Origin of the sequence: Halorubrum alkaliphilum, assembly GCF_017873815.1 — an archaeon.
Lineage (GTDB): Archaea > Halobacteriota > Halobacteria > Halobacteriales > Haloferacaceae > Halorubrum > Halorubrum alkaliphilum.
In genome coordinates this window covers 59846-81497 of record NZ_JAGGKQ010000013.1, presented here as the reverse complement: position 1 = coordinate 81497, position 21652 = coordinate 59846, and the positions used below count along the sequence as shown (strand labels likewise).

Annotated in this window: 22 protein-coding genes; 11 read left to right on the top strand and 11 right to left on the bottom strand. The window is 64.7% G+C overall.

What is annotated here, in order from left to right:
* The first annotated feature begins 162 nt into the window (after positions 1 to 162).
* On the top strand, positions 163 to 432 hold the full coding sequence (locus J2751_RS09615; RefSeq protein ID WP_209485540.1) for a hypothetical protein: 270 nt from the start codon (positions 163 to 165) through the stop codon (positions 430 to 432).
* Positions 433 to 520: 88 nt separating this feature from the next.
* Complete coding sequence (locus J2751_RS09610; protein ID WP_209485538.1) at positions 521 to 1492, top strand: S8 family serine peptidase; 972 nt, start codon at positions 521 to 523, stop codon at positions 1490 to 1492.
* A 31-nt stretch (positions 1493 to 1523) separates the two neighbouring features.
* On the opposite strand, the gene J2751_RS09605 is transcribed toward J2751_RS09610, so the two are convergent.
* Positions 1524 to 5810, bottom strand: a complete 4287-nt coding sequence (locus tag J2751_RS09605; RefSeq protein WP_209485536.1) for an Eco57I restriction-modification methylase domain-containing protein — start codon at positions 5808 to 5810, stop codon at positions 1524 to 1526.
* Entirely contained in the window at positions 5810 to 6004 is a 195-nt protein-coding gene (locus J2751_RS09600; protein ID WP_209485534.1) for a hypothetical protein, read from the bottom strand. Before J2751_RS09600 ends, J2751_RS09605 begins: the two co-directional genes overlap by 1 nt.
* Positions 6005 to 6138: 134 nt before the next feature.
* On the opposite strand from J2751_RS09600, the gene J2751_RS09595 reads away from it, so the two are divergent.
* Both J2751_RS09595 and J2751_RS09590 read left to right on the top strand, forming a co-directional pair.
* Complete coding sequence (locus tag J2751_RS09595; protein WP_209485532.1) at positions 6139 to 6939, top strand: DICT sensory domain-containing protein; 801 nt, start codon at positions 6139 to 6141, stop codon at positions 6937 to 6939.
* Between the two features lie 97 nt (positions 6940 to 7036).
* Positions 7037 to 7651, top strand: a complete 615-nt coding sequence (locus J2751_RS09590; RefSeq protein WP_209485531.1) for a hypothetical protein — start codon at positions 7037 to 7039, stop codon at positions 7649 to 7651.
* 46 nt (positions 7652 to 7697) lie between these two features.
* On the opposite strand, the gene mobB is transcribed toward J2751_RS09590, so the two are convergent.
* Positions 7698 to 8132, bottom strand: a complete 435-nt coding sequence (mobB, locus tag J2751_RS09585) for a molybdopterin-guanine dinucleotide biosynthesis protein B (RefSeq protein WP_209485529.1) — start codon at positions 8130 to 8132, stop codon at positions 7698 to 7700.
* Positions 8133 to 8135: 3 nt separating this feature from the next.
* Here mobB and J2751_RS09580 point away from each other — a divergent pair, with 3 nt between their 5' ends.
* The 5 genes from J2751_RS09580 (at position 8136) to J2751_RS09560 (ending at position 11101) form a co-directional block, all read left to right on the top strand.
* On the top strand, positions 8136 to 8387 hold the full coding sequence (locus tag J2751_RS09580) for a hypothetical protein (protein WP_209485526.1): 252 nt from the start codon (positions 8136 to 8138) through the stop codon (positions 8385 to 8387).
* 127 nt (positions 8388 to 8514) lie between these two features.
* Positions 8515 to 8691 carry a protein translocase SEC61 complex subunit gamma gene (locus tag J2751_RS09575; RefSeq protein WP_209485524.1) on the top strand — a complete coding sequence of 59 codons (177 nt, stop codon included), beginning with the start codon at positions 8515 to 8517 and terminating at the stop codon, positions 8689 to 8691.
* Entirely contained in the window at positions 8691 to 9143 is a 453-nt protein-coding gene (locus J2751_RS09570; RefSeq protein ID WP_209485522.1) for a transcription elongation factor Spt5, read from the top strand. The genes J2751_RS09575 and J2751_RS09570 overlap by 1 nt, the downstream gene beginning before the upstream one ends.
* A gap of 199 nt (positions 9144 to 9342) precedes the next feature.
* A complete protein-coding gene (locus tag J2751_RS09565) occupies positions 9343 to 10392 on the top strand; it encodes a cell division protein FtsA (protein WP_209485520.1) in 1050 nt (349 codons plus the stop codon).
* 106 nt (positions 10393 to 10498) lie between these two features.
* Positions 10499 to 11101, top strand: coding sequence for a helix-turn-helix domain-containing protein (locus J2751_RS09560; RefSeq protein WP_209485518.1), 603 nt, complete (start codon positions 10499 to 10501; stop codon positions 11099 to 11101).
* A 31-nt stretch (positions 11102 to 11132) separates the two neighbouring features.
* On the opposite strand, the gene J2751_RS09555 is transcribed toward J2751_RS09560, so the two are convergent.
* Together J2751_RS09555 and J2751_RS09550 are read right to left on the bottom strand one after the other, a co-directional pair.
* Positions 11133 to 12356, bottom strand: a complete 1224-nt coding sequence (locus J2751_RS09555; RefSeq protein WP_209485516.1) for a TIGR04347 family pseudo-SAM/SPASM protein — start codon at positions 12354 to 12356, stop codon at positions 11133 to 11135.
* Positions 12353 to 12754, bottom strand: coding sequence for an Htur_1727 family rSAM-partnered candidate RiPP (locus tag J2751_RS09550; RefSeq protein WP_209485514.1), 402 nt, complete (start codon positions 12752 to 12754; stop codon positions 12353 to 12355). The genes J2751_RS09555 and J2751_RS09550 overlap by 4 nt, the downstream gene beginning before the upstream one ends.
* A 692-nt stretch (positions 12755 to 13446) precedes the next feature.
* Here J2751_RS09550 and J2751_RS09545 point away from each other — a divergent pair.
* Positions 13447 to 13893 (top strand): DUF7124 domain-containing protein, encoded by a 447-nt coding sequence (locus J2751_RS09545; protein WP_209485512.1) that lies wholly within the window; start codon positions 13447 to 13449, stop codon positions 13891 to 13893.
* 69 nt (positions 13894 to 13962) lie between these two features.
* Here the strand turns inward: J2751_RS09545 and J2751_RS15705 are convergent, their stop codons facing one another.
* A complete protein-coding gene (locus J2751_RS15705) occupies positions 13963 to 14091 on the bottom strand; it encodes a hypothetical protein (protein WP_280901027.1) in 129 nt (42 codons plus the stop codon).
* Between the two features lie 122 nt (positions 14092 to 14213).
* Here J2751_RS15705 and J2751_RS09540 point away from each other — a divergent pair, with 122 nt between their 5' ends.
* The gene (locus J2751_RS09540; protein WP_209485510.1) at positions 14214 to 15047 is read left to right on the top strand and encodes a geranylgeranylglycerol-phosphate geranylgeranyltransferase; all 834 of its coding nucleotides are present in this window, start codon (positions 14214 to 14216) and stop codon (positions 15045 to 15047) included.
* Between the two features lie 131 nt (positions 15048 to 15178).
* Here J2751_RS09540 and yciH read toward each other — a convergent pair whose 3' ends face one another.
* From yciH to J2751_RS09515, 5 genes are all read right to left on the bottom strand, one after another.
* Positions 15179 to 15472, bottom strand: a complete 294-nt coding sequence (yciH, locus tag J2751_RS09535; protein ID WP_004046732.1) for a stress response translation initiation inhibitor YciH — start codon at positions 15470 to 15472, stop codon at positions 15179 to 15181.
* A gap of 82 nt (positions 15473 to 15554) precedes the next feature.
* The gene (locus tag J2751_RS09530) at positions 15555 to 17918 is read right to left on the bottom strand and encodes a transglutaminase TgpA family protein (RefSeq protein WP_209485508.1); all 2364 of its coding nucleotides are present in this window, start codon (positions 17916 to 17918) and stop codon (positions 15555 to 15557) included.
* Positions 17915 to 19054: a DUF58 domain-containing protein gene (locus J2751_RS09525; protein ID WP_209485506.1), complete on the bottom strand. Its 1140-nt coding sequence runs from the start codon at positions 19052 to 19054 to the stop codon at positions 17915 to 17917. Before J2751_RS09525 ends, J2751_RS09530 begins: the two co-directional genes overlap by 4 nt.
* 2 nt (positions 19055 to 19056) lie before the next feature.
* Complete coding sequence (locus J2751_RS09520; RefSeq protein ID WP_245202709.1) at positions 19057 to 19977, bottom strand: AAA family ATPase; 921 nt, start codon at positions 19975 to 19977, stop codon at positions 19057 to 19059.
* Between the two features lie 350 nt (positions 19978 to 20327).
* Entirely contained in the window at positions 20328 to 21638 is a 1311-nt protein-coding gene (locus J2751_RS09515) for a dihydroorotase (RefSeq protein ID WP_209485502.1), read from the bottom strand.
* Positions 21639 to 21652: the final 14 nt, after the last annotated feature.

The following is a 21652-nucleotide window of genomic DNA, read 5'->3' as shown; positions in this document are numbered from 1 at the left end:
CCATACGAAGAGCTTCGTCGAGTCGTCAGCAACAATGAAATGATCTCACGGGCTCACGCTGTGCCGGCTGTCGAGACCTCGGGGTAAACACGTACCTCAAATCTATTGAATTTGTGTCAGTCGGCCAAAGAACCTATTACTGAGGTAGGCCATTGTACGATCATGACTGCTCCCTACATCCATCCAAAGATCGAGGATGTATCCGTGGATCCTCGTCACGGCGAGCGAGTCGATCTCGTCCTCGTTGTGGAAGAGGGCGTGGTCTCCGAGGTAGTCGAGACCATTTCCATGATGGATGGAGCCACGCTACTGCGTGAACTCGACGGGGGTGTGTTGACCATGGATGTAGCCGAGTCTCAACTAGAACGCATCATTGAGATCGAGGGCGTTTTGTCGGCCTCCCCCGACAAAGAAGCCGAGATCCTTCACTAATATCGTGCCACCGGAGTGGATCTCTTCACCCGAGGAATTTCGGTCGTTCATACTTCAGGCACACAGTGAGTCCGTGAACGCGCTTCGCATGGGAACCGGCGGATCGGGGATCCATGTCGGTATCGCGGACTCGGCAGCAACGTTATCCGACGAAACTATCGATACTACGACGGTTGTTTCAGATTGCGGTGGCTCCTTTATTGACTTGGATGAACCGATTACAAACCCCCACGCAAAACACGTCTTCCGTCAACTGAAGCACTATGCCCCGTTTATTGATGTGAGCTTCTATCAGGTGATCGATGACAACGGGGATCTCGGCGTTGAGGCGTATCATGACGCAATTGACGCGGCAATGGATGACGAGGTGGATCTGCTGAATCTATCGCTTGGCGACCCGTGGGATGTTCCACGCTACGCACATCCACTTTATAAGAAGACTCAGTCAGCGATCGAGGCAGGGATCACTATCGTCGCAGCTGCGGGGCACGAAAAACCCGGACACGATTCTAAACCACCTGTCCACGTGCCTGCGGTCGTTGATGGAGTAATCGCTGTGAACGGGTTCGTATCTCACTGTCCGGAGTCCAAAGATACTGTCCACGACTCCGAAGGCACTGGGCCATACTATCTAGAACACGAGCAAGACGTGGACCACTGGGTACCGGATGGCGTTTATTGTGGGTATAACGGTTGCTCGGGCCAGAGCTGTATTGGTCGACAAACGGAGGAGAACTGGCCACGAAACCCACGACCATCGAACGGAAAGCCGGACGTCGCAGCGCCAGTAGTTTTTCCAGTCTGTGAAAACGACGTGTTTGAGTTCAAAAGCGGGTCCAGCTACGCTGCGCCCGTCGTCACCGGGGTTCTGGCGTCAGCTTTCGGTGACATTCTCGATGAAGGTGGTGAAATACCCACGCCGACGCAAGCCCGAGAGATCATCACTAGTACCGCATCACCCCTCAGAGATGGCGATTGTGGCGTGGTGGATGGGTTTGCCGCACATCAACGATTCAAGGAGCGATACACGTCGGTGGAACCCAGCCAGCATACTGGGTAGTGGAAGCCTTGGGGGTGAGTCGGTCCAGTCGCTACGCCTCGACCGCGTTCTCTACGATCTCGATCTCCTCGTCGGTGAGCCCGTACAGTTCGTAGACGATCTCGTCGATGAGCCGGTCCGTCCTCGCGATCCGGTCGTCGAGCTCGTCGGCGCGATCGCGCGTCTCGACGTAGCGATCCAGATCGGCGGCGACGTCGTCGGGATCGGGCAGCGTGATCCCTTTTAAGCGGTCGACGAGGGAGTTGGTTTTCGTCGCGTTGTCGCGGAAGCCGGCGATCTCGTCGTCGACGGCGACGGGGACGAACGCCGCGACCAGAGCGGCCTCGGTCTCGGAGAGGTCCGTGAGCGAGAACGCCTCGAAGAAGCCCGTCTCGGTGTAGCCGTAGGTGTCCGTCTCGTGGGCCTCCTCGTCTTCGGGCTTATACCGCGCGGTCGCCTCGATGGTGACCGTCGTGTCGCTGCGCTCCACACGGGCGCGCTCGATCTGGAGTTTCTCGTAGTCCTCCGTGGTCGCGTCGAGGACGTTCTCGCCGGTGGGCTGGAAGAGGCCAATATCGGGGAGCGAGGGGCCTTCAGTGTAGTTGCCGAGGTAGTCGGGAAGATCCAAATTAAATTCATTCCTTCGCTTTTTATCGTCCAGCATCGACTTTGAGAGATGAGATAAGAACTCACGTATGACAGTGTTGGAGTAGCTGGCCGTCTTGGGCATGGACCCTTTTTGAATATATTTGTCATATTGTTCTATGAGGGTTTCCACTTCCTTTTTATAATTTGTTTCTTCATATTTTTTGTCAATATTTAATAGTGGAATTGGAACGTTCTTTACATATTCATTTATATATCTATGATACCCGCCTCTGATGCTGGGGCTGTGTATTCGGAACAGCGTCTCAAATATCTTTGAATTGAGTATGGACAGTAAATAATAATCCTCAGAGGGAATCATAAAAACGGTATTGGCGAGATAATCTCCACTCGTGTCCATACTAAAACGGGAGTGTTTCGCGATGTCCGGATAGATTATCTTCTTTTGAGTGAATTCCTCAATATACTCCTCTTGAGGTTGCTGTAGCTCGTACCATTCCTCATCAGTTGCTGTCCCTTCCAACTGAGATTTGTATTGTTTTAAATATAATTTGACGGCCGGATACTCATCAATCTCTATTCCCGAGTGGCAGTATATAAGGTATTGTCTCTCTCTATCGTGCTGATATCTGGATATATCCGTCCCTTTTATACATGAGTATATGATATCTTCAGAACTTCCATCTTCTTTTATTAATTCATCCTTCGTTTCTTGATCAACAAGAAACGCCTCGTTGAGCCCGGTCACAACACCGCGTCCGATCCCGTCTCCGATGTCCGTTTCACACGTCTTATGTATGTATTCGGAGACGTATCCGTGTTTTTCTTCCAGTTTGTCGTTTATTTTCGCAACTTTTGGATTCGTAACAGTCCAGTCTCCATCATCAAACAAGTCTGGAGGAATTGTAGCACTGTTCTTGGATACTACGTCCGGTAGCGAACTAAATTCTAGATTCTCGACCTTTGTGACCGATACTCCATTTTTAAGTGATCGATTCGTATTTACCGTTAGGATACACGGATATGCTGTCGCTCCCTCAAACACTTCTAGATCACCGAAATCAATGATCTCCTCTATCTGGTGTTTATCTAATACAGAGCGGATCTTTTCCCCATATTTGGATTTAATCCACTTATTAGAAACAACTACTCCGTACCGTTCTAGGGTTAAATCCAGACTCTTTTCGATGAAATATCCATAAAGGTCGACACGGGTGTCGTGGACATCGTAATTTGAAGCGAGATACGGCTTGAGAGGCTTTATTTGTTCCATTCGAATGTACGGCGGGTTCCCGATCACTGCGTCGAACCCGGCATCCGCCTTTCGGCCGCCGTCGACGTCATAAAACGCCACCGGGAACTCCAACTCCCAGTGGAAGAAGTGCTCCTCCGCGGCCATCGCCTGCGCGTCTTCGAACCAGTCCTGTCCCTCGATCTTCTTCCACGACTCACTTTTAAGCGCGCGTGCCATGCGTTCGTCGGCGTCGCTCGGCACGTCGAGGCCGAACGCCTCGGCGGTGTGAACGTTCGCCATCGCGAGCAGGTTCTTATATAGGTCGTCGTCGCGCACCTCGTCGTACACGTCCTCCATCCGCTTTGCGTCCGCGAGCGTCTCGTTGTCGATGGACAGCAGGTTCTGGAACCGGTCCATCACGTGCTCGATCGCCTGCTGACGCGTCCGGTCGAACGACTGCTGAAGCGTGAGCTGCCCCGACTCCGCGTCGTCCCCGCCGCCCTCGCCGTTCGCGAGGACGTCCTCGATGTCGCTACCGACCAACGAGTTCCCGGTTTTTAAGTGGTGGTCGAGGAACGCGAGCGGCTGCTCCGCGGCGAGCGTGCGGAGCCACAGCGACACCTTCGCCAACTCCGTCGCCAGCGGGTTCAGATCGACCCCGTAGATACACCGCTGGGCGACCTTCCGACGCGCCCAGTTGATGTCGCGGTCCATGTCGATCCGCGACTCCTCGCCCTCCTCGCGCTGCTCCGCCTGCCTCTCCTGTGCGTCGATGATCTCGCGAGCGAGGTAGTCGACCGCGCTCGTCAAGAAGTGCCCGGAGCCCATCGCCGGATCGAGCACCTTCAACTCGAAGATCCGCTCCGCGAACTCCCCCGCGAACGTCCCCGCCTCGCCGTCGTCCTTCTTATATGTCGACTGACCCACCAGATCCTCCCGAACGTCGTCGACGAGCGGCCCCAACGTCTCGTCGACGATGTACTCGACCACGTACTCCGGCGTGTAGTACGATCCCGTCGCCTTCCGCTCCCCACTCCCGGTCGTGAGGTACACCTCACCCTCCTCGACGGCGACGTCGCCCTCGTCGCCCTCGAAGTCGCCCTCGTCGCCCTCGAAGTCGCCGCCCTCGGCGGCGGGGACGTACTCGCCGTCCTCGACGCGGAGCGGCCCGTCGGCGACGTGGAGCCGGTACTCCAGCAGGCCCTCATAAATGCTCCCGAGGTGGCGCACGTCGAGCGAGGAGTAGTCGACGAAGATCGTCCCGTCGTCGCTGCGACTCCGTGTGAGCAGTTCGACGACCCGCGCGAGATGCGCGTCCCCGACCGTGTGGTTCGCGAGGAACCGCGCTTCGTCGCTGTCGTCATCGTCCGGATCCGTGCGGAACAGCCCGCCGTTGTACGCCGGGACGTACAGGTCCTCCTCGGGGATCCCCTGCGATCTGCTCCCTTGGTCGATGAGACTGAACAGCTCGTCGAGCCGGTCGCTCAGGTCGTCCTGCCAGTCGCGATACGTCGGATCGGCACTGTCGAGCTCCTCGGCGACCTCCTGTTTTAAAGCGTTCAGGCTGTACGACTCCTCGTAGATCTCGTTGTCCGTATCGAGCAGCTGTCGCCCCTCGGCCTCCGCGTACAACACGAAGATGAGCCGGTAGAGGTAGATGAGCGAGGCGTCGTGGACGAGGTCCAGATCCGTCCCGTCGAGGTCGTTTCCGGGATACTGGAGGTACCCCTCCGAGAGGACCTTGATCGCCTCGTAGATGTTGTCCTGAAGGTCCTCGCCCAACTCCTGTGCGAAGACGTTGGACTCGCCGTACACGTCGTCGAGGAAACTGTCTCCGCCAGCGTCTTCGAGAAAGGCCTCTCTCAGGAAAAAGAGGTAAAAGTACTTGAAATCCGCTAAGTCGCCGTCCTCTAGGATCGTCGGGAGATCCACCTCGTAGTAGGAGTCGAGCCGGTGACTCGTCGGGCCGTAGTAGAGCCGCCACTTCCGCCCGTTGGTCAGGACTGCCCACTGGGCGGCGTCGACCTCCTGAAGGTAGACGTGGATCTGGTAGCTCGGGTTCTCGAAGTCGCGGTCGTGCTCGCCGCTGCCGCGCGTGTCGAGGGGTCGCCCCCAGCGTTTGGCGTCCGCGACGGCGACCGCGTTCTCGTAGAAGTCGCCGCCCGCCTCGCGACGCTCGAAGGCGTCACGGGCCGCGTCTTCGGTCTCGAAGAAGCCGTAGTCCGGTCGGCGTTGCGTCCGGCTCGTGCTCTCCTCGACCTCGAAGGGGATCCCCAGTTTCCGGAACATCGGCCGGATGAACTTCTCCTCGAGCTGGGACTCGTTTCGCTTCGGTGCCGTATCCCGTTCGCGCTCCCAGAGGTCGGCGATCTCGTCGTAGGCCTCCCGGAGCGTCTCGTCGTCGACCTCGTTCCACGCCTCCGTTTCCGGGAGGTGCTCGTCGAGGTAGTGGTTCGAGAAGAGGTCACGATTCGTGCGGTAGGTGAGTGTCGTTTGCATCAGTTGATAAGAGAGATGACGCTGGCTCGCTCCGCGTTCCTGCCGTCGGCGAGGGCACAGGGGACGGGCCCGTCGTCGGTGCCATCGACCTCGACCGCGTCACCGACTTCGAGGCCGGGATGGTCCGGCTCGGCTCCGGAAACGCGGATCCTGACGGGAGTCACGACGTTGCGCCCGACGTGTTTGCGGGTCATCAGGTATGGGACGCACGAACACCGGCAGCCCTATAGAGGTTTCCTCGGCCGTGCTCGAATCGGTCCCGTCGCTCGTCCGACCGTCACCGCCACACCACCGATCGTTATTAGTCCTCGAAACCGAATCCGGAGCCATGACTGACTCGCTTCGTGGGTTCTTCGACGACATCGAGGCTCCGGATCGGTCACTCGTCGTCCTCAACCGGGAGTCGCCGGACCCGGTTCGCGGCCTGCTCGACTCGCTGTTGGAGGGCGGCTCGGTGGAGATCCACGACCTCGACACGCCGGAGCCGGAGGCCGACATCGTCGCGTTGGTTGAGGACGGCGAGGTGCTCGCCCGCTCGACGTTGGACGAACTGCTGGAGTCGGTGCTGCTCATCAACTCGGACCTGTACAAGACGGGGACCATCGACCTCGACGAGGTGGTGCTTCCGGACGTGCTTCGCGGACTCGACGAGGTGCCGTTCCGCGTGCGGGGGTATCCGGCCTCGAACAAGGAGAAGCTCCTGTTGATCGTCATCTCCCGGGTGATAGAGCGGATCGCGGCCGAGACCGGCGGCGGGACGCTCCGGGCGTCGTTCCAACGACTCTCCCGTCTCGACGACGAACGCGGCACTCACGAGGTGTACGAGTCGGTGAGCGGGGCCGGCGTCGACGTCCACGTCTACGGCGTCGGCGACATCGACGGGACGACGCTCCCGGTCACGGTCCACACGGGGACCTCATACCCGTATCGACGGTCGTGGTTCGTCGTGTTCACGCCGCCGGAGGGTGGACGTGAGGGCGCGGCGACCGGTGTCGGGGACGGCGGAGCTCCCGGCGACTACGCCGCCCTCGTCGCGCTCGAAGACGAGCCCAACGTGTGGGACGGGTTCTGGACGTTCCGCCCCGAGCTCGTGAGCCGGATCGAGCGGTACATCGCCGAGCAGGTCTAACCGATCCGATCGGCCCGCCTCGGTCCGCATCTCCCGACACCTGTGCGCGTCGACGGAACCCGAGGTTTCAAATTGATGACGACCGAACCACGAGCTGATGCCCTCCCTGCCCTCCACCAGCGCTGAGCGCTCCGATCGCGGCGACGACATCGCCGAATCGACCGAGACCCCGCCCGAAAACTCGACCGAGACTCCGATTCCGTCTCGGAACCCGACGCCGAGCCGACGCCGTCTCCTCGCCGCGGGCGCGGCCGCGGCGTCAGTCGGTCTCGCCGGCTGTGCCGACACGATCGGCAACCTGATCGCCGAGTTCGTGCTCGACGACGTCAACCTCCTCAACGAGACGGATCGGGTCCTGACGGGATCGATCACGGTGACCGACCCGGACGGCGAGACGGTGCTCGACGAGTCGTTCGACCTCGAACCCGCGGCCGACGAGGACGAGGAGACCAATGAGGAGTCACAGGCGGTCTACAGCGACCTGTTCGAAACGGCCGGCGAGTACGGCTTCACGGTCGAGCTCGCGGACGACGAGATCGACGGCGAAACCGGCGCAGAGCTAGTCGGGGAGATCAGCGACCCCGATGAGGAACACGCGGTGGTCGTCATGGGTGCCGACGAGTTCACGGCCGCGTTCGAGCTGTTCGTCATCGAGGAGTTCACCGATCTCGGCGACCACATCGACGAGGCGGCGGCAGCCGACGACGACTGACGCCGCCTCGTCCGACGGGGCTCGTCCGAGTCGGGTCGTCGATGCCTCACGGCTCGTATTTCGGTAGCGTCTCCACGGCTCGGAGCACCTCCTCGACATCGAGGTCGGACGCGTTCGCTGCCCGAGCAACGATCGGAGGTTCGACGGCCCGGTCGCCGAGGACGACCTTCGGAAGGTCGCTCCCGCTGAACCCCTCGACGATCGCGTAGTCGTACGTGCGAGAGAACTCGCCCAGGACGTCGGCGAGCGTCCGACCCTCGCCCGTGGCGAACCACGTTCCCTCGTCGGTGAGGCCGACGGTGTGTGCCGCGCCACCCGCGCGGTGACGGGCCGTGTCCTTCCCCTCCGTGTCGACATCCGGCTCGTGAGTGAGGTGTTTCACCGTTGCGACCGTCCCGCGTTCGCGGAGTCGTCCGGCGAGTGCCGCGACGGACGTCGTCTTTCCCGAGTCGGAGGGGCCGGCGACGCCGATGACTTTCATACGATGGATCGACCTTCCGGCGTCAAATACCGTTCGTTCGGACTCGGGAGGGGGCTCAAGAACCGGCGGATCGATCGGAGACGATCGGGGGTTGGGGAGACGGGAGAACATACGGAGGTAGAGACGCATACCGAGGTAGGGACGCATACGGAAGCGAACGCGAGCGAACGCTTCCCGACGCGATCCGTCGAGCGCGCTCGCGAGGAGACCGGGATCGACTACGGGGGCGCGTGCGGTGCCGGCGGGAGCTGTTAGATCGTCTGCCCTCCCGCCGACGCTCACGCGTTCACCGGTGCTGCCCGCGCCGCCGGCGCGGGCGCGCGCCACTGCTTGACGCCGCATCAAAAGGTAAAAACCGTCTCGTCTCGAAGCGTTCGCTAACATGAAAGTCCCGTACGACCTCAACAGCTACGTTCGCGTGCTGAAGCTGGCGAGCACGCCGAGCACCGGGGAGTTCCTTCAGGTGTCGAAAATCGCCGGCGCGGGTATCATCCTCGTCGGGGTCATCGGCTTCCTGATCTTCGCGGTGATGAGCCTCCTGCCGGGGGTCGGCGCGTAATGCCGATCTTCTCGGTCAAAACGACTGCGAGCCAGGAGCGGACGGTCGCCGACATGCTCGCTGAAAAGGAGATGCCGGAGATCCAAGCGGTCATCGCCCCCGACCAACTCACCAGCTACGTGATGGTCGAGGCCTCGGACGGCAGCGTTTTCGCTCGGATCCTCGACGAGATCCCACACGCACGCGGCGTGATACAGGGTTCCGACGGCCCCGCGGAGAGCGGGTTCTCGGAGGTCGAACACTTCCTCTCCCCGACGCCCGACGTCGAGGGGATCGGCGAGGGTGACATCGTCGAACTCATCGCCGGCCCGTTCAAGGGCGAGAAGGCACGCGTCCAGCGCATCGACGAGGGGAAAGACCAGGTGACCGTCGAGCTGTACGAGGCCACCGTCCCCATCCCGGTCACGGTCCGCGGCGACCAGATCCGCGTGCTCGACTCCGAGGAGCGATAGGCGGCTTCTTCGTCCGTTCGACTTCGGTGGACGGCGTATTGGACTGCTGTCAGGCGTCGGGGGTCGCCGTGTGGAAGCACGTGGTGTTCCGACGAGACGGATACGGATCGCTCATGGAGCTCACTGAGTTGTGGCCAGTCCGGTATTTCGATTCGGGGGCTCACGAACGTTTATGAGGCAAGGTTGAGTAGGTCGCGATATGGCGAAAGGCCTTGACGTCGGTACGATGAACATCCTCTCCGGGCGGCAGGAAGGCGCGGAGACCGTGTTCGTACAGCAGCGCAACTCGTTCGTCGAGATCGAGTACAGCGATATGGCCGAGCAGATGCTCTCCCGCAGCGACGTCCTCCACATCCGCAAGGACGAGAAGGTGTACGTCGTCGGCGACGACGCCCTCAACTTCGCGAACATCTTCAACAAGGAGACTCGCCGGCCGATGCAACACGGAATCCTCTCCAGCGACGAGTCCTCGGCGATCCCGATGATCAAGCTCATCACCGAGCAGGTCGTCGGCGAGCCCTCCCGACCGAACGAGCGACTGTTCTACTCCAGTCCCGCGGACCCGATCGACTCGCCGCTCACGACGCTGTATCACGAGAAGACGCTCGAATCGATGCTCGGCGACATGGGGTACGATCCCGAGCCGATAAACGAGGGAATGGCGGTCATTTACTCCGAGCTCGCCGACAACAACTTCACTGGACTCGGTATCAGCTTCGGCGCGGGGATGACGAACGTCTGTCTCTCGTACTACGCGGTCCCCGTCATGAAGTTCTCCATCGCCCGCGGTGGCGACTGGGTCGACGAGCAGACCGCCCAAGCGACCGGCACGCCGGTCGACAAGGTGACCTCCATCAAGGAGGACGACTTCGAACTCGACTTCCGCACCGACGTGGGCGGCGTCGAGGGCGCGCTCGCCATCTACTACGAGAACCTGCTCGATTACGTCATCGAGAACATCGCCCGCGAAGTCGACGAGGAGGACGTCGAGGAGGGGCTCGACGTTCCCGTTGTCGTCACCGGCGGAACTTCCAGTCCGAACGGGTTCGAGGACCTGTTCGCCGACCACCTCCAGGACGCGAACATCCCGTTCTCGATCAGCGGCGTTCACTCGCCCGACGAGCCGATGTACAGCGTTGCCAGCGGTGCCTTGGTCGCGGCCCGCTCCGAGGAGGGCGACAACGGCGGCAGCGCCGGCGGCTCCTCGGGCACGACCGACGACCCCGACGCGGACGCCGACGAGGAGTAGTCGACGCGGACGGATCGGTTCGGCTTTTTATATAAAAGCATCCCCGCGATCCCAGCCGCCGGCGACCCGAAGTGGGTCTAAGTCCCCGAGCACCGTACAAGCGGATATGTCCGGCACCGTCGACGACGACGCACCCCGCCTCCGGGTGGATCTCGACATCGACACGCCGGAAGCGTGGGACTGTCCGATGGTCACCGAGACCGAGAGCGCCACCGACGTGGCGATCAACGCGGTCGGCGACGAGTGCGCGGTCGACCTCCAGCCCGCGGACGGCGACGAGGTGATCCGGGCACGCGGCGAGGTCACGGACGACTGTCTCTGTCACGTCTTCGGGAAGTTCGGCTGTGTTCCTCACGTCCAACGTGTCGAGGAGGGGACGCTGGCCGTGACGACCTACGTCGAGAGCCGGGAGGTGGTTCGGGAGCTCGTCGACGCGCTTCAGGGGTCACTCGGTCGGGTGCGACTCGTCAGGCTCGCGGTCGTCGACGGGCCGGACGCGACCGAACAGGTCACCTTCGATCTGTCCGCACTCACTCCCAAACAGCGGGAGGGACTGGAACTCGCGGTCGTTCGTGGCTACTTCGACGACGACGTCGAACTCGGCGAGCTCGCGGCCGAGCTCGACATCAGCAAGTCGGCGCTCTCACAGCGTCTCCGTACTGCACAGGCGAAACTCGTCACCGACGTGTTCGACGCGGTCGGCGCGTGAGCCGGCCGGAGACGGTCCGCCCCGTTCGTCGTCAGTCCGCGCTCGACCCGGCCCGTATCCTGCTCATCGCCTCTCGTCCCTCGCGCTCATCGGTCCTCAAGTAGCACTTCGGGTCGGGCGCGAAGGGGTCGCCGTGAGTCGAGAGCGCTCGCAGGCGCGACCCACCGCGACAGATACCCTGATACGCGCAGTCGGCACACCGCCCGGTGAGGTGCTCCTCGCGGCTCCGCAACGCGGCGAGAAGCGGGTTCGACTCGTCCGACCAGATCGCGCCGAACGACCGGTCCCGGACGTTGCCGAGCGCGTACCCCTGCCAGAACTGGGTGAGGTGGACGTTGCCGACTGGGTCGACGTCCGCGACGCGCTCGCCGGTCGGGTCGCCGCCGTTGCGTTCGAGGTATCGCCGGATGAGGCGGGCACGGTCGGTTCCCATCTCTCGGTCGGCGTACTCGACGAGATAGCCCGCGTCGGCGTAGTTGCCGACGAGCAGTGTCTCTATCTCCTCGCCGGCCGCGTGGTACTCGCGCGTGAGATCACACAGGTCCGTGACGGCCTCGCGGGTCGCCTCCGAACTCAGATCGATGTCCGCGATGTCGGCACCGCGGCCGCCGTAATCGAGATGGTAGAAACAGAAGCGGTCGACGCCGACGTCGGCGAGCAGGTCGACGACGCCGGCCAAGTCCGCGACGTTGTGCTCGGTGATCGTGTACCGGAGCCCCGTCTTGAGCCCGACGTCGAGACACGCCTCGATCCCGCGGACGGCGGCGTCGAACGCCCCGTCCTGACCGCGGATCCGGTCGTTTCGCTCCGGGAGTCCGTCGACGGAGACGCCGGCGTATTTGAGACCCGCTTCCTTCAGTTCCCGCGCGTTCTCGCGGGTGAGCAGGGTGCCGTTCGTCGAGAGGACCGGTCGGACCCCGCTGTCGGCGGCGTACTCGATGAGTTCGGGGAGATCCTCGCGAACCATCGGCTCGCCGCCGGAAAAAAGCAGGACGGGAACGCCGTACTCGGCGAGGTCGTCGATGAGCGCCTTTCCCTCTGCGGTCGACAGCTCGTTCGGCGCGCCCTCGTCGTCGGCGGCCGCGTAACAGTGTTCACAGTAGAGGTTACACCGTTTCGTCGTGTTCCAGACCACGACCGGGCGCTGCTGGCGCTCGTCGGTGATCTGCGGCTTCTTCGAGTCCTCGGCGGCGTCGTATCGCAGGCCGTCACTCTCGGCGTCGAGTCCGCAGAGGAGTTTGCTGACGGATATCATCGGGTCTCCTCCGTTTCCGCCCCTCCGGCCGTCGGGGTCCCCTCCGTCTCCTCGTACACGCGTGGTTCGTCGGCGCGCGGTTCGCCCCCCTCCTCGGGGTCGCCATCACCGCGCGGTTCGTCAGCGTCCCGGGTGACCGCCGGGGCTCCTTTGTCGTCGCCGAGCGCATCGGCCGAGTATCGGTGCGTTTCCTCGGCCGGACACACCCACACGTCGCGGGCGTACCACGCGAAGAGTTTGCTCGCCTCCTCGTGAGCGATGTCGGGGGTCGGAGCTGCGACGGTGCCAACGTGGCGAAGCGGGTCAGTTTCCTCCTCCCGAACGAACACCTCGAAGCGTCGCCCGTCGGCGGAACGGGGTCCGGCCTCGGTAGCGGTCCGATCCGTTTTCTCGACCATGCCCCTCGATACGTGATCGGGTCCGAACCCGGTTTCGCGCGTTCCCACGATCGAAAAACTCGCCCGGAGATCCGGTGGCGGACGGTCGCCGACCCCTTCAGGGTCGGGTCGCCCGGTCCCGCAGCATCGAATACAACATAAACAATTATTAAGAACCTGTGCGTCGGTGCGATCGTGCCACCCGTAGTACACTGTCGACGCACGCTCGGAACAGGGAGCAGATCCTGAGACGCCGAGCACGCGCGAACGGAGCATCGAACCGGAGGCGGCCGTCGAGCCGACGCCGGAACCGAACGGGGAGACGTCGGCGTCCGACGCGAACGATGAGCTTCCCACCGCGGCGGAAGCGGTCGCGCGGTGTGCGGCGACGTTCGACTCGACGGACACCGATCGGCTCCCGAACGCGACCGATCGGTGGAACGCGTACGCGGGGTCGAGCCACGGAAGCGAGTAACCGCTCGGATTCCCACCGCCCGCCCGATCCTTTTTAATCGCCGAGGCGACTAGCCGTGATTGGCCAATGACGATGGACCGCTCCGAGCTGCCTCGGCACCAGCAGTGACGAGCCCTATGAGTGCCGAGGCCAGCGTTCTATCACACACTTGCGACGAGAAGTGAACCGCCGACGGCGTGGAACGACCATCCCGTACTGTTTTAGCGGTTCGACGCGAACGTGTTGTCGATCGGACGCCGTGACCGCCCGCCAGTCGAGCGAGGATCGGAAAGGAGAACTGACGCTTCTGTTCACGCTGAGCGCCGCTCGTACCCTTGCCGATCCGGCAGGAGCGTTCGAGGACGCACGACGGTGGAGTCGATACGTCGGCGTCATCGCGAACGACACGGACGCGGTCGACGAGTTCGTTCGACGACACGGGATCGAGAACGACTTCGAGCTACGGGAGTGGGACAAGTGGGGTACGACCGAGGCGATCCGGGAGGCGACGGGGACGCCACGGCACGTGTTCGTCGGGACATCCCGTGAGGACCGGCGACTCGCGGACGCCACCGAGTGGGAGTTCCGAACCGTCGCTGACGCCGCCGAAAAGGCCGGCTGGGAACTCGGCGAGCCCGGCCGCCGTCACGAGTCGGGAGGCATCATCGATCGGATCCGGGGGGTTCTGAAGGCGTGGGCGAGGTGACCGCCACTCGTTGGAGGATCCGCCACTCGGTGGAAGGCACTCATCCGAGTACGTCGACGACACGCGAGTTCACAACCCGGCGGTGTATAGGAGCAACAACACCGAGACGACGCTGACGAAGACGAGCCATCCGACGATGACGATCCCCGCCCGCTTCGTGGTGAGCTCTTCCCCGCTGAGGATCTTTCCGATTCCCATGCGCGATATCTGTACGAGCCGGTTTATAAATGATCGTCATCGTCTTCGCGACCGCCGGCAGGCCCACGCATCGTACGGATCCCACGCCGTTTATAATCCGGGCGCGGGAGTTCGGACACGACGTGCGAGACACGCTACGCGGGGGACTGGAACTGACGAGACCGGCGAACTGCGTCGCCGCCGGGGCCCTGACGGGGACCGGTGCGTTCGTCGCCGGGATCGGCGATGCGCCCGTGCCGACGGCCGTCGCCGTCGCCACGACGGTGCTGGCCGTCGCCGCCGGAAACGCCATCAACGACTACTTCGACCGCGAGATCGACGCGATCAACCAACCCGACCGCGCCATCCCGCGCGGGGCGGTCTCCCCGCGGGGCGCGCTCGCCTTCTCCGCGGTCCTCTTCGCGGTCGCGATCGCGCTCGCGACGCTGCTCCCCGTCGCCGCCATCGCAATCGCCGCGATCAACCTCGTCGCACTCGTCACCTACACGACCGTATTTAAGGGAACGCCGGGACTCGGCAACGCGCTCGTCGCGTACCTCGTCGGCTCCACGTTCCTGTTCGGCGGTGCGGCGGTCGGTAGCCTCGACACGCCGGTCGTGTTGGCCGCGCTCGCCGGGGTGTCGACGTTCACCCGGGAAGTGATAAAGGACGTCGAGGACGTCGCCGGCGACCGCGAGGAGGGGCTCCGAACACTCCCGATCGCGATCGGTGAGCGACGCGCCCTGTGGCTCGCGAGCGGAGCCCTCGTCGTCGCCGTCGCCGTCAGTCCGCTCCCGTATCTCCTCGGGACGTTCGGCGCTGCCTACCTCCTCGTCGTCGCCGTCGCGGATACGGTGATGCTGTACGCCTGCTACGAGGCGTTCTCAGATCCGACCGCGGCCCAACGCCGATTCAAGTACGGAACGTTTCTCGCGGCGGCCGCGTTCGTCGTTGGGCGTGCGGTCGTGCTGGTCTGAGCGCCGGACGCCCTCGTGTCGGCTCGAGCGCCGGACCTCGCAGTACCGTCGCTTCGGGGGTTCGGATAGGGCAGTGGCTCGTCGGCGGAAAAGACGGAGAACGCTGCTCGACGGCGGCGGTTAGGTGGCGGTCACGCGACGTTAAATCCCTTGTCGCGGAGGAAGTCCTCCACACGACCCGAGTGGTTCCCCTGAAGTTCGATGGCACCGTCCTCGACGGTGCCCCCGCAGGCGAACTTCGACTTGAGATCGGACGAGAGCGAACTCATGTCCACGTCCTTCGGGTCGAATCCTTCGATGACCGTTACCTCCTTTCCGTACCTGCGCTCGTCGATGCGGATGCTGATCTGCTGGGACTCCTTCGCGACGTCTTCACAGACGCAGAGTTCCTGGGGCAGTCCGCACGTCGAGCAGACTTCCGACATTACAGTTCGGAGATACAGTATGCCCGTATTAAATAGTGTCGGGAGGGGTTCGGGCCGGAGGGCCTCGAACCCGGGCCTCCGATCACTCCCGGTCGAACAGGTCTCCGATCACCGGAGTGGACGCCACGGCGAGCCGCCGGACCGTTCGCTCGGCCTCGTCGGCCTCCTCGCGAGTCACGTCGCCCGCGTAGACCGCCCGCTCGTACGTCTCCCCGACCGCGTGAACCCGATCGTCGACACCCCGTTCGCGAAGGGCGTCGAGGTAGGCCCGGGGGGTTTCCCCCGGTCGTCGATCACGGTACTCGCGGGAGAGGAGCCGTTCGAGGTCCGCGAACGCACGCTCGGCGTCGGCTCGGGGCGTCCCCGACCGTCCCGGGAGACGAAGCCGCATGCCGTGGTACGCCCGTTCCGTGAGTCCGGCGTGACGAGCACCGACTCCCGCGACGGCGACGACGAACAGCCAGAACCCGACCGACTCACGGGAGGGAAGCGGGAGCCCGTCCCCGCCCCCATCACCGTCGATCGTCTCCCCTCGGACCAGTTGCTGCTCCTCGACGGCACGCTCCGCGGGATCTAAGCCGTCGTCGTCCCCGACCGACTCGTCGTCGTTGCCAGCCGGCTCCTCGTCGTTCTCTGGCGTGTCACCGTCACTTTCGGTCGTCTCGTCGTCGGGTACCGACCCGTCTCCCCCGTTGGAGAGCCGTGGGTCAAGCGGGTCCATGTCCGTCGTCTCAGGATCCGAGCGCTCGGTGTCGACGCCCTCGTCGCCGCCGGATCGTGCCTCCGCGAGTCGAGCGTCACGAACCTGGTCTCGTTCGGCGCTCGGCGTCGGGTCGAACTCGATCCAGCCGTGTTCGGGGACGTACACCTTCACCCACGCGTGGGCATCTTGGCCCCTGACGACGTACTCGTCGTCGCCGACCCGCTCCCCACTGGAGTAGCCGGTGGCGAACTGCGCGGGAACGCCCTGCGAGCGCAACATCGCCACCATCGTCGTCGCGAAGTACGTACAGTACCCGGCGTCCATCTCGAAGAGGAAACCGTCGGCGATGTCGCCGTCGGGCCGTTCGACGGTCAGCGAGTAATCGTACTCCTCGATCAGGTACCGCTCGATCTCGAGCGCTTGGTCGTACGGCGTGTCGGCGTCCGCAGCCTCGATGATCGCCTCGGTCCGCTCGCCGACCCGATCCGGCGTGTTATCCGGCAGTTGGGTGTATCGGTCCTCGATCGCCGAGTCGTACTCGGTGCTCGCGTTCCGGAGTTCGGCGGGGTCGGCGTCGACGACGCGACTCTCGAAGACGACTCGCTCGTCCGGGAGTACCGGCGCGGTCGCCCGGATCGTCCCGTGTTCGTCGACCTGTGCGCTCCCGGTGGCCGCACCGCTGACATCGACCGCCTGCCACGGTGACGGGAACGCCTCGATCTCCGTCTCTGCCGTGAACGTCCCCTCGACCGTAGCCGTCTCGCCGGGCGGTCCGGAGAGCGGTCCCTCGAACGACGAGGTGTCCCCGGATCGGACCCAGCCATCGCCGGTGTACGTGTCGTAGGAGGCGGTGTGCCAGTTCCGCTCGACCGGACTCTCGACCGTGAACCGGACCTCCGGGGAGAGTCGAGTCGCCCCGACGATCTCCAACTCGTCGCCGTCGTCGAGCGTGGACTCGATCCCGGGAGTTCCCCCTCCCACACCCCACGGCTGTGCCGCGCCGGCCGGGATCACCGTCACCGTCGCGCTCGCGAGCAGCATCAGCGCCAACACCGCCGCGAGGGCGTCGCCGTTGCTCCGGAGTCCGCCGGGGACCGAAAGCGTCGACAGCCCCGCCGCGGCCGCGACCCCGAGAACGCCGACGAGCGTCGTCGTCCCGCCCGTGTCGCCGGTGAGCACGAAGAACCCGAGCGTCGCACCGGCGGCCGTCGCCGCGCCGACGTGACGGCCCCGACCGACGAGATACGCGACGAGGAACGTCGGAACCGGCGCGACTGCGAGCGCCCACACGTCGGCGAGCGCGAGGCGGAGGACGGACAACCCCGTGAGAAGCGAGAGCACGTCGGAGCCGACGGTGCGTATCGAGAGGAGCGCTCGCTGGCTCTCGGGGATCGCGAGGTAGTAGCCGACCAGCGCGACGGCGAACAACACGACCGTCAGGCGGATCGCCGTCCGTTCTCCGATGGTCCTCGCGAGGACCACGCCACCGACGGCGGCGACGAGAACGGCCGCGATCAGCCGTGGCGTTCCCCCGACGACGTTCGTGATCGACACGAAGACGGAGAGGTACGCGAGCGTTACTGCGAGCACGCCGAGAGTCGCCGGCTCGGCGATTCCGGCGGGGACCGCGCCGAACGGGCCGACGCCGCGGAGGGAGTCGTCGGACGACCTGTTCCCGCCGGACCCGGCGCGGCCGGACGGTGACCGGTTCCGGATCTGATCGACGAGCGAACGCTCCGTCACGGGTTCGTCACCCCGCCATCGACCGCGAACGCGTCGGTCGCGGCACCGGCGTCCTCTCGGGTGGCACCGGCGACCTCCCCAGTGGCACCGGCGGCCTCCCCGGCGAGGTCGTGTTCGGATCCGGCGTTCCCGTGGTCCTCGCGGAGCGCGGAGAAGTCAACGGAGGTCTCCTCCGCACTGATCTGGGCATCGGACTCGTCGGCGACGATCCTGACGTCGCTCTCCGCCGACTCGGAGACGCGACCCGGGCCGACGCGTGCCGCGAGTTCGAGGACGCGCCGCCGGCCGCGCGGTCCCGGTTCCGCGCTGACCGCTCCGGACGGGAGCGTCACGTCGACCGGGACGCCGTCGGCGAGAAGCGAGAGCGAGAGACTTGCCGTCGCGCTCGCGAGAACGTCGGCCGCAAGGTCATCACCCCCGTCGGCCGTCTCGCCGGCGATCGACACCCGGCGGCGGTCGGTCTCCGCGGCGAACTCCTTGACGACCAGTTCGTCGTGTTTGGCGGTCGCGGGCCAGTGGACGTCGCGCAGGGAGTCGCCGCGGTCGTACTCGCGGAGGCGGTCGAACTCCTTGCGTTCCCGACTGTCCCCGACCGCCTCATCCGCGTAGAGGCCCCGTCGGAACCATGCCGGAACGGGATGACACGGCGGGTAGACGACCACCGGATCGCGCTCACGGACGACGAGCCGTCGCGTGAACAGTCCGAACAGGTCGGTCGCGTCGACCTCGACCGGTCCGAACCCGTGATCACCCCGCCGTCGATACCGGGCACGGTAGGTCACCGGCTCCTCCCCGACGGTGGTTCGGGTCGGAGCGTCCGAACGCTCGATCCCGTCGTCGAGGCGGTCGCGGACGTCCGCGACGAACGATCGGTCCACGGGAACACCCGGTCGGCCGCCGTGGAACTCGAGTTCGATCTCGTGTGCTTCACCGACGAAGCCGTCCGCGACCCCGGTCCGACGAGCCGCCGGTTCGTCCAGTCGCGAGACCTGGAGGTAGCCGGCGACGAGCGCGATCACCCCGGGGATCACCACCGCGTTGAGCGATCGTCCGGCGACGACCAGCGCCATGAACGCGGCGACGACGCAGACGCCGAGGACGAACCGGCCTCGGCGCGTGAGGACGCTCCGTGCCATGATCACTCCACGGGAACGCGGTCGAGTGCCGCCTCGACGACATCTCGGCCGGTTTCTGCCCCGGATTCGGTCCGGACCCGGTGAGCGAGCACCGTCGGGGCTTCCGTCTGTACGTCGTCGGGGATCACGTAGTCGCGACCGTCGAGGACGGCCCGGACCTGTGCGGTTCGCACCAGTGCGAGACTTCCACGGGGACTCACGCCGAGTGCGGCCTCACGCCGCGTGTGCTCAGAGAGACGGGCGACGTACTCCCGGACGGGTTCGGCCACGTCCACCGACGAGACGGCCGCCCGCGCCCGGCGAACGTCCTCGACGGTCGCCACCGGGTCGACGCTCTCGACGGGATGATCGCCGACGGTCCGTTCGAGGATGGTCGACTCCTCGTCGACGGACGGGTAGCCGAGCCGGATCTTCTTGGTGAACCGGTCGATCTCGGCGACCGGAAGCTCGTAGGTGCGGCCGGGCTCCACGTCGTTTTGCGTTGCGATGACACAGAACGGATCCGGCAGGGCGCGGGTGACGCCGTCGGTCGTCACTTGTTGCTCCTCCATTGCCTCCAGCAGAGCCGACTGGGTCTTCGGCGGAGCCCGGTTGATCTCGTCGCCGAGTACGACGTTCGCGAACACCGGACCCGGTCGGAAATCGAACTCGTTGGTCCGCTGGTTGAACACGTTGACGCCGGTGACGTCGCTCGGCAACAGGTCCGGAGTGAACTGGACCCGTTTGAACGAGGCGTCGACCGACCGGGAGACGGCCTTCGCGAGGGTGGTCTTCCCCACGCCCGGAACGTCCTCGACGAGGAGGTGTCCACGCGCGAGCAGGGTGACGAGGACGTGTTCGACGGCGTCACGCTTGCCGACGATCACCTCCTCGACGTTCGCGACAATGCGATCGACGAGGTCCGCCGCCGCCTCGGGATCCATCGGAGGAACGTTCGATCGATCGGGGTCGGTAGGATCAGCAGCGTCGGCCGCATCAGCAGCGTCGGCAGCGTCGGCAGCGTCGGTCGCATCGGTCATTGCCGTACGCAGCCTCCCGCCGAGGCGATGCGGTCCGCGATCGATCCGGTTCGGCCCGCCGCTAGGACGTAGTCCGTCCCTCGGCCCGATAAATTCGTGTGAACACTGCGCATGGGAACGTTCGTGATATACAGTTGGGACAGGAGCGGCATAGGCGTTCCGCCGTTCCGAGCCCGCCCCGCACGACCGTACCGGCGGACTCGTCGATCGCGGAGCTCGCCGTAGTCGGTCAGTCCGGACCTCGCTGTGGCCGGTCAGTCCCGGACGTTTCGCCCGACCGGGTCACCGAACGATTCCGCGCCCGTAACGGGATCACGGTCGTAAACGACCTCGCCGCGGACGACGGTCAGCTCGGGAAACACGCCCCGTACCCCCTCGAACGGAGTCCATTCCGCCGCCGAGTGGAGCGCCGCGGCCTCTATCTCCCGCGGGCTCGTCAGATCAACGAGCACGAGGTCGGCGTCGACTCCCTCGGCGATCCGGCCCTTCCGGTCGAGACCGAAGATCGACGCCGGGTTGGCGGCGACTACGTCACGGACGCGTTCGAGCGACAGCTCGCCCGTCCTGACCGACTCCAGGAGGAGCGGGTAGAGCGTCTCCACGCCCGGTACGCCGCTCGGGGCGTCGACGAGCCCTTGGCGCTTCTCGTCGACGGTGTGGGGTGCGTGGTCGGTGGCGACGACGTCGACGTCGCCGTCGCGGAGCCGCTGGAAGATCCCCTGCCGACGTTCCTCCGAGCGCAACGGCGGGTTCATCCGCCCGAACGTGCCGAGCCGGCCGGCGTTCTCCCGCGAGAGGAAGAGGTGATGCGGGGTCACCTCGCAGGTCGCGTTGCTCTCGGCGACCGCGTCGATCCCCTCCGGCGTCGACGTGTGTGCGATGTGAACCTGCGCGTCGCTTTCAGCACCCGCCGTCAGCGCCCGCTTCACGGCCGCCTCCTCGGCTTCGGCGGTCCGGTAGGCGGACCACGCGTCGACGGTCGCCGCGGTGCCGACGCCGCCGAGGTCGCCATTGAGAGCTGATTCGTCGAACAGGGTCGCGTCCTCGGCGTGGACCGTTACGGGAACGTCGCGGTCGGCCGCCTCGCCGAGCGCGTCCTCAAACAGGTCGAGGTTGATCCCCATGTCACCGGTCGAGTCGGCGAGGAACACCTCGCCGAGCGCGAACAGGGGGCGCTCGAAGAGCGTCTCCGGATCCCAGTCGGCGGTGACGCCGCCGTTGATCCCGTAGTCGACGAGCGAACCGGCGGCGAGGGTCGCCTTCTCGTCGAACGCATCGCCGTCGACGGTCGGCGGCGAGGTGTTCGGCTGGTCGACGACGGTCGTCACGCCGCCGGCCGCCGCGCTCCGCGCTCCCGACGCCCACGTCTCCTTGTGGCTCCCGCCCGGCTCCCGGAAGTGGACGTGGACGTCGATGGCCCCCGGAAGGAGGTGTCGACCGCGGGCGTCGACGACGCGCTCGCCGGCGACGGGGTCGAGCTCCTGCTCCACCGCGTCGATCGTTCCGTTCCGGATCCGGACGTCGCGGACGCGCTCGTCGGCCAGCTCCGCACCCGTGAGTAGCATGGGTGGAGCGATAC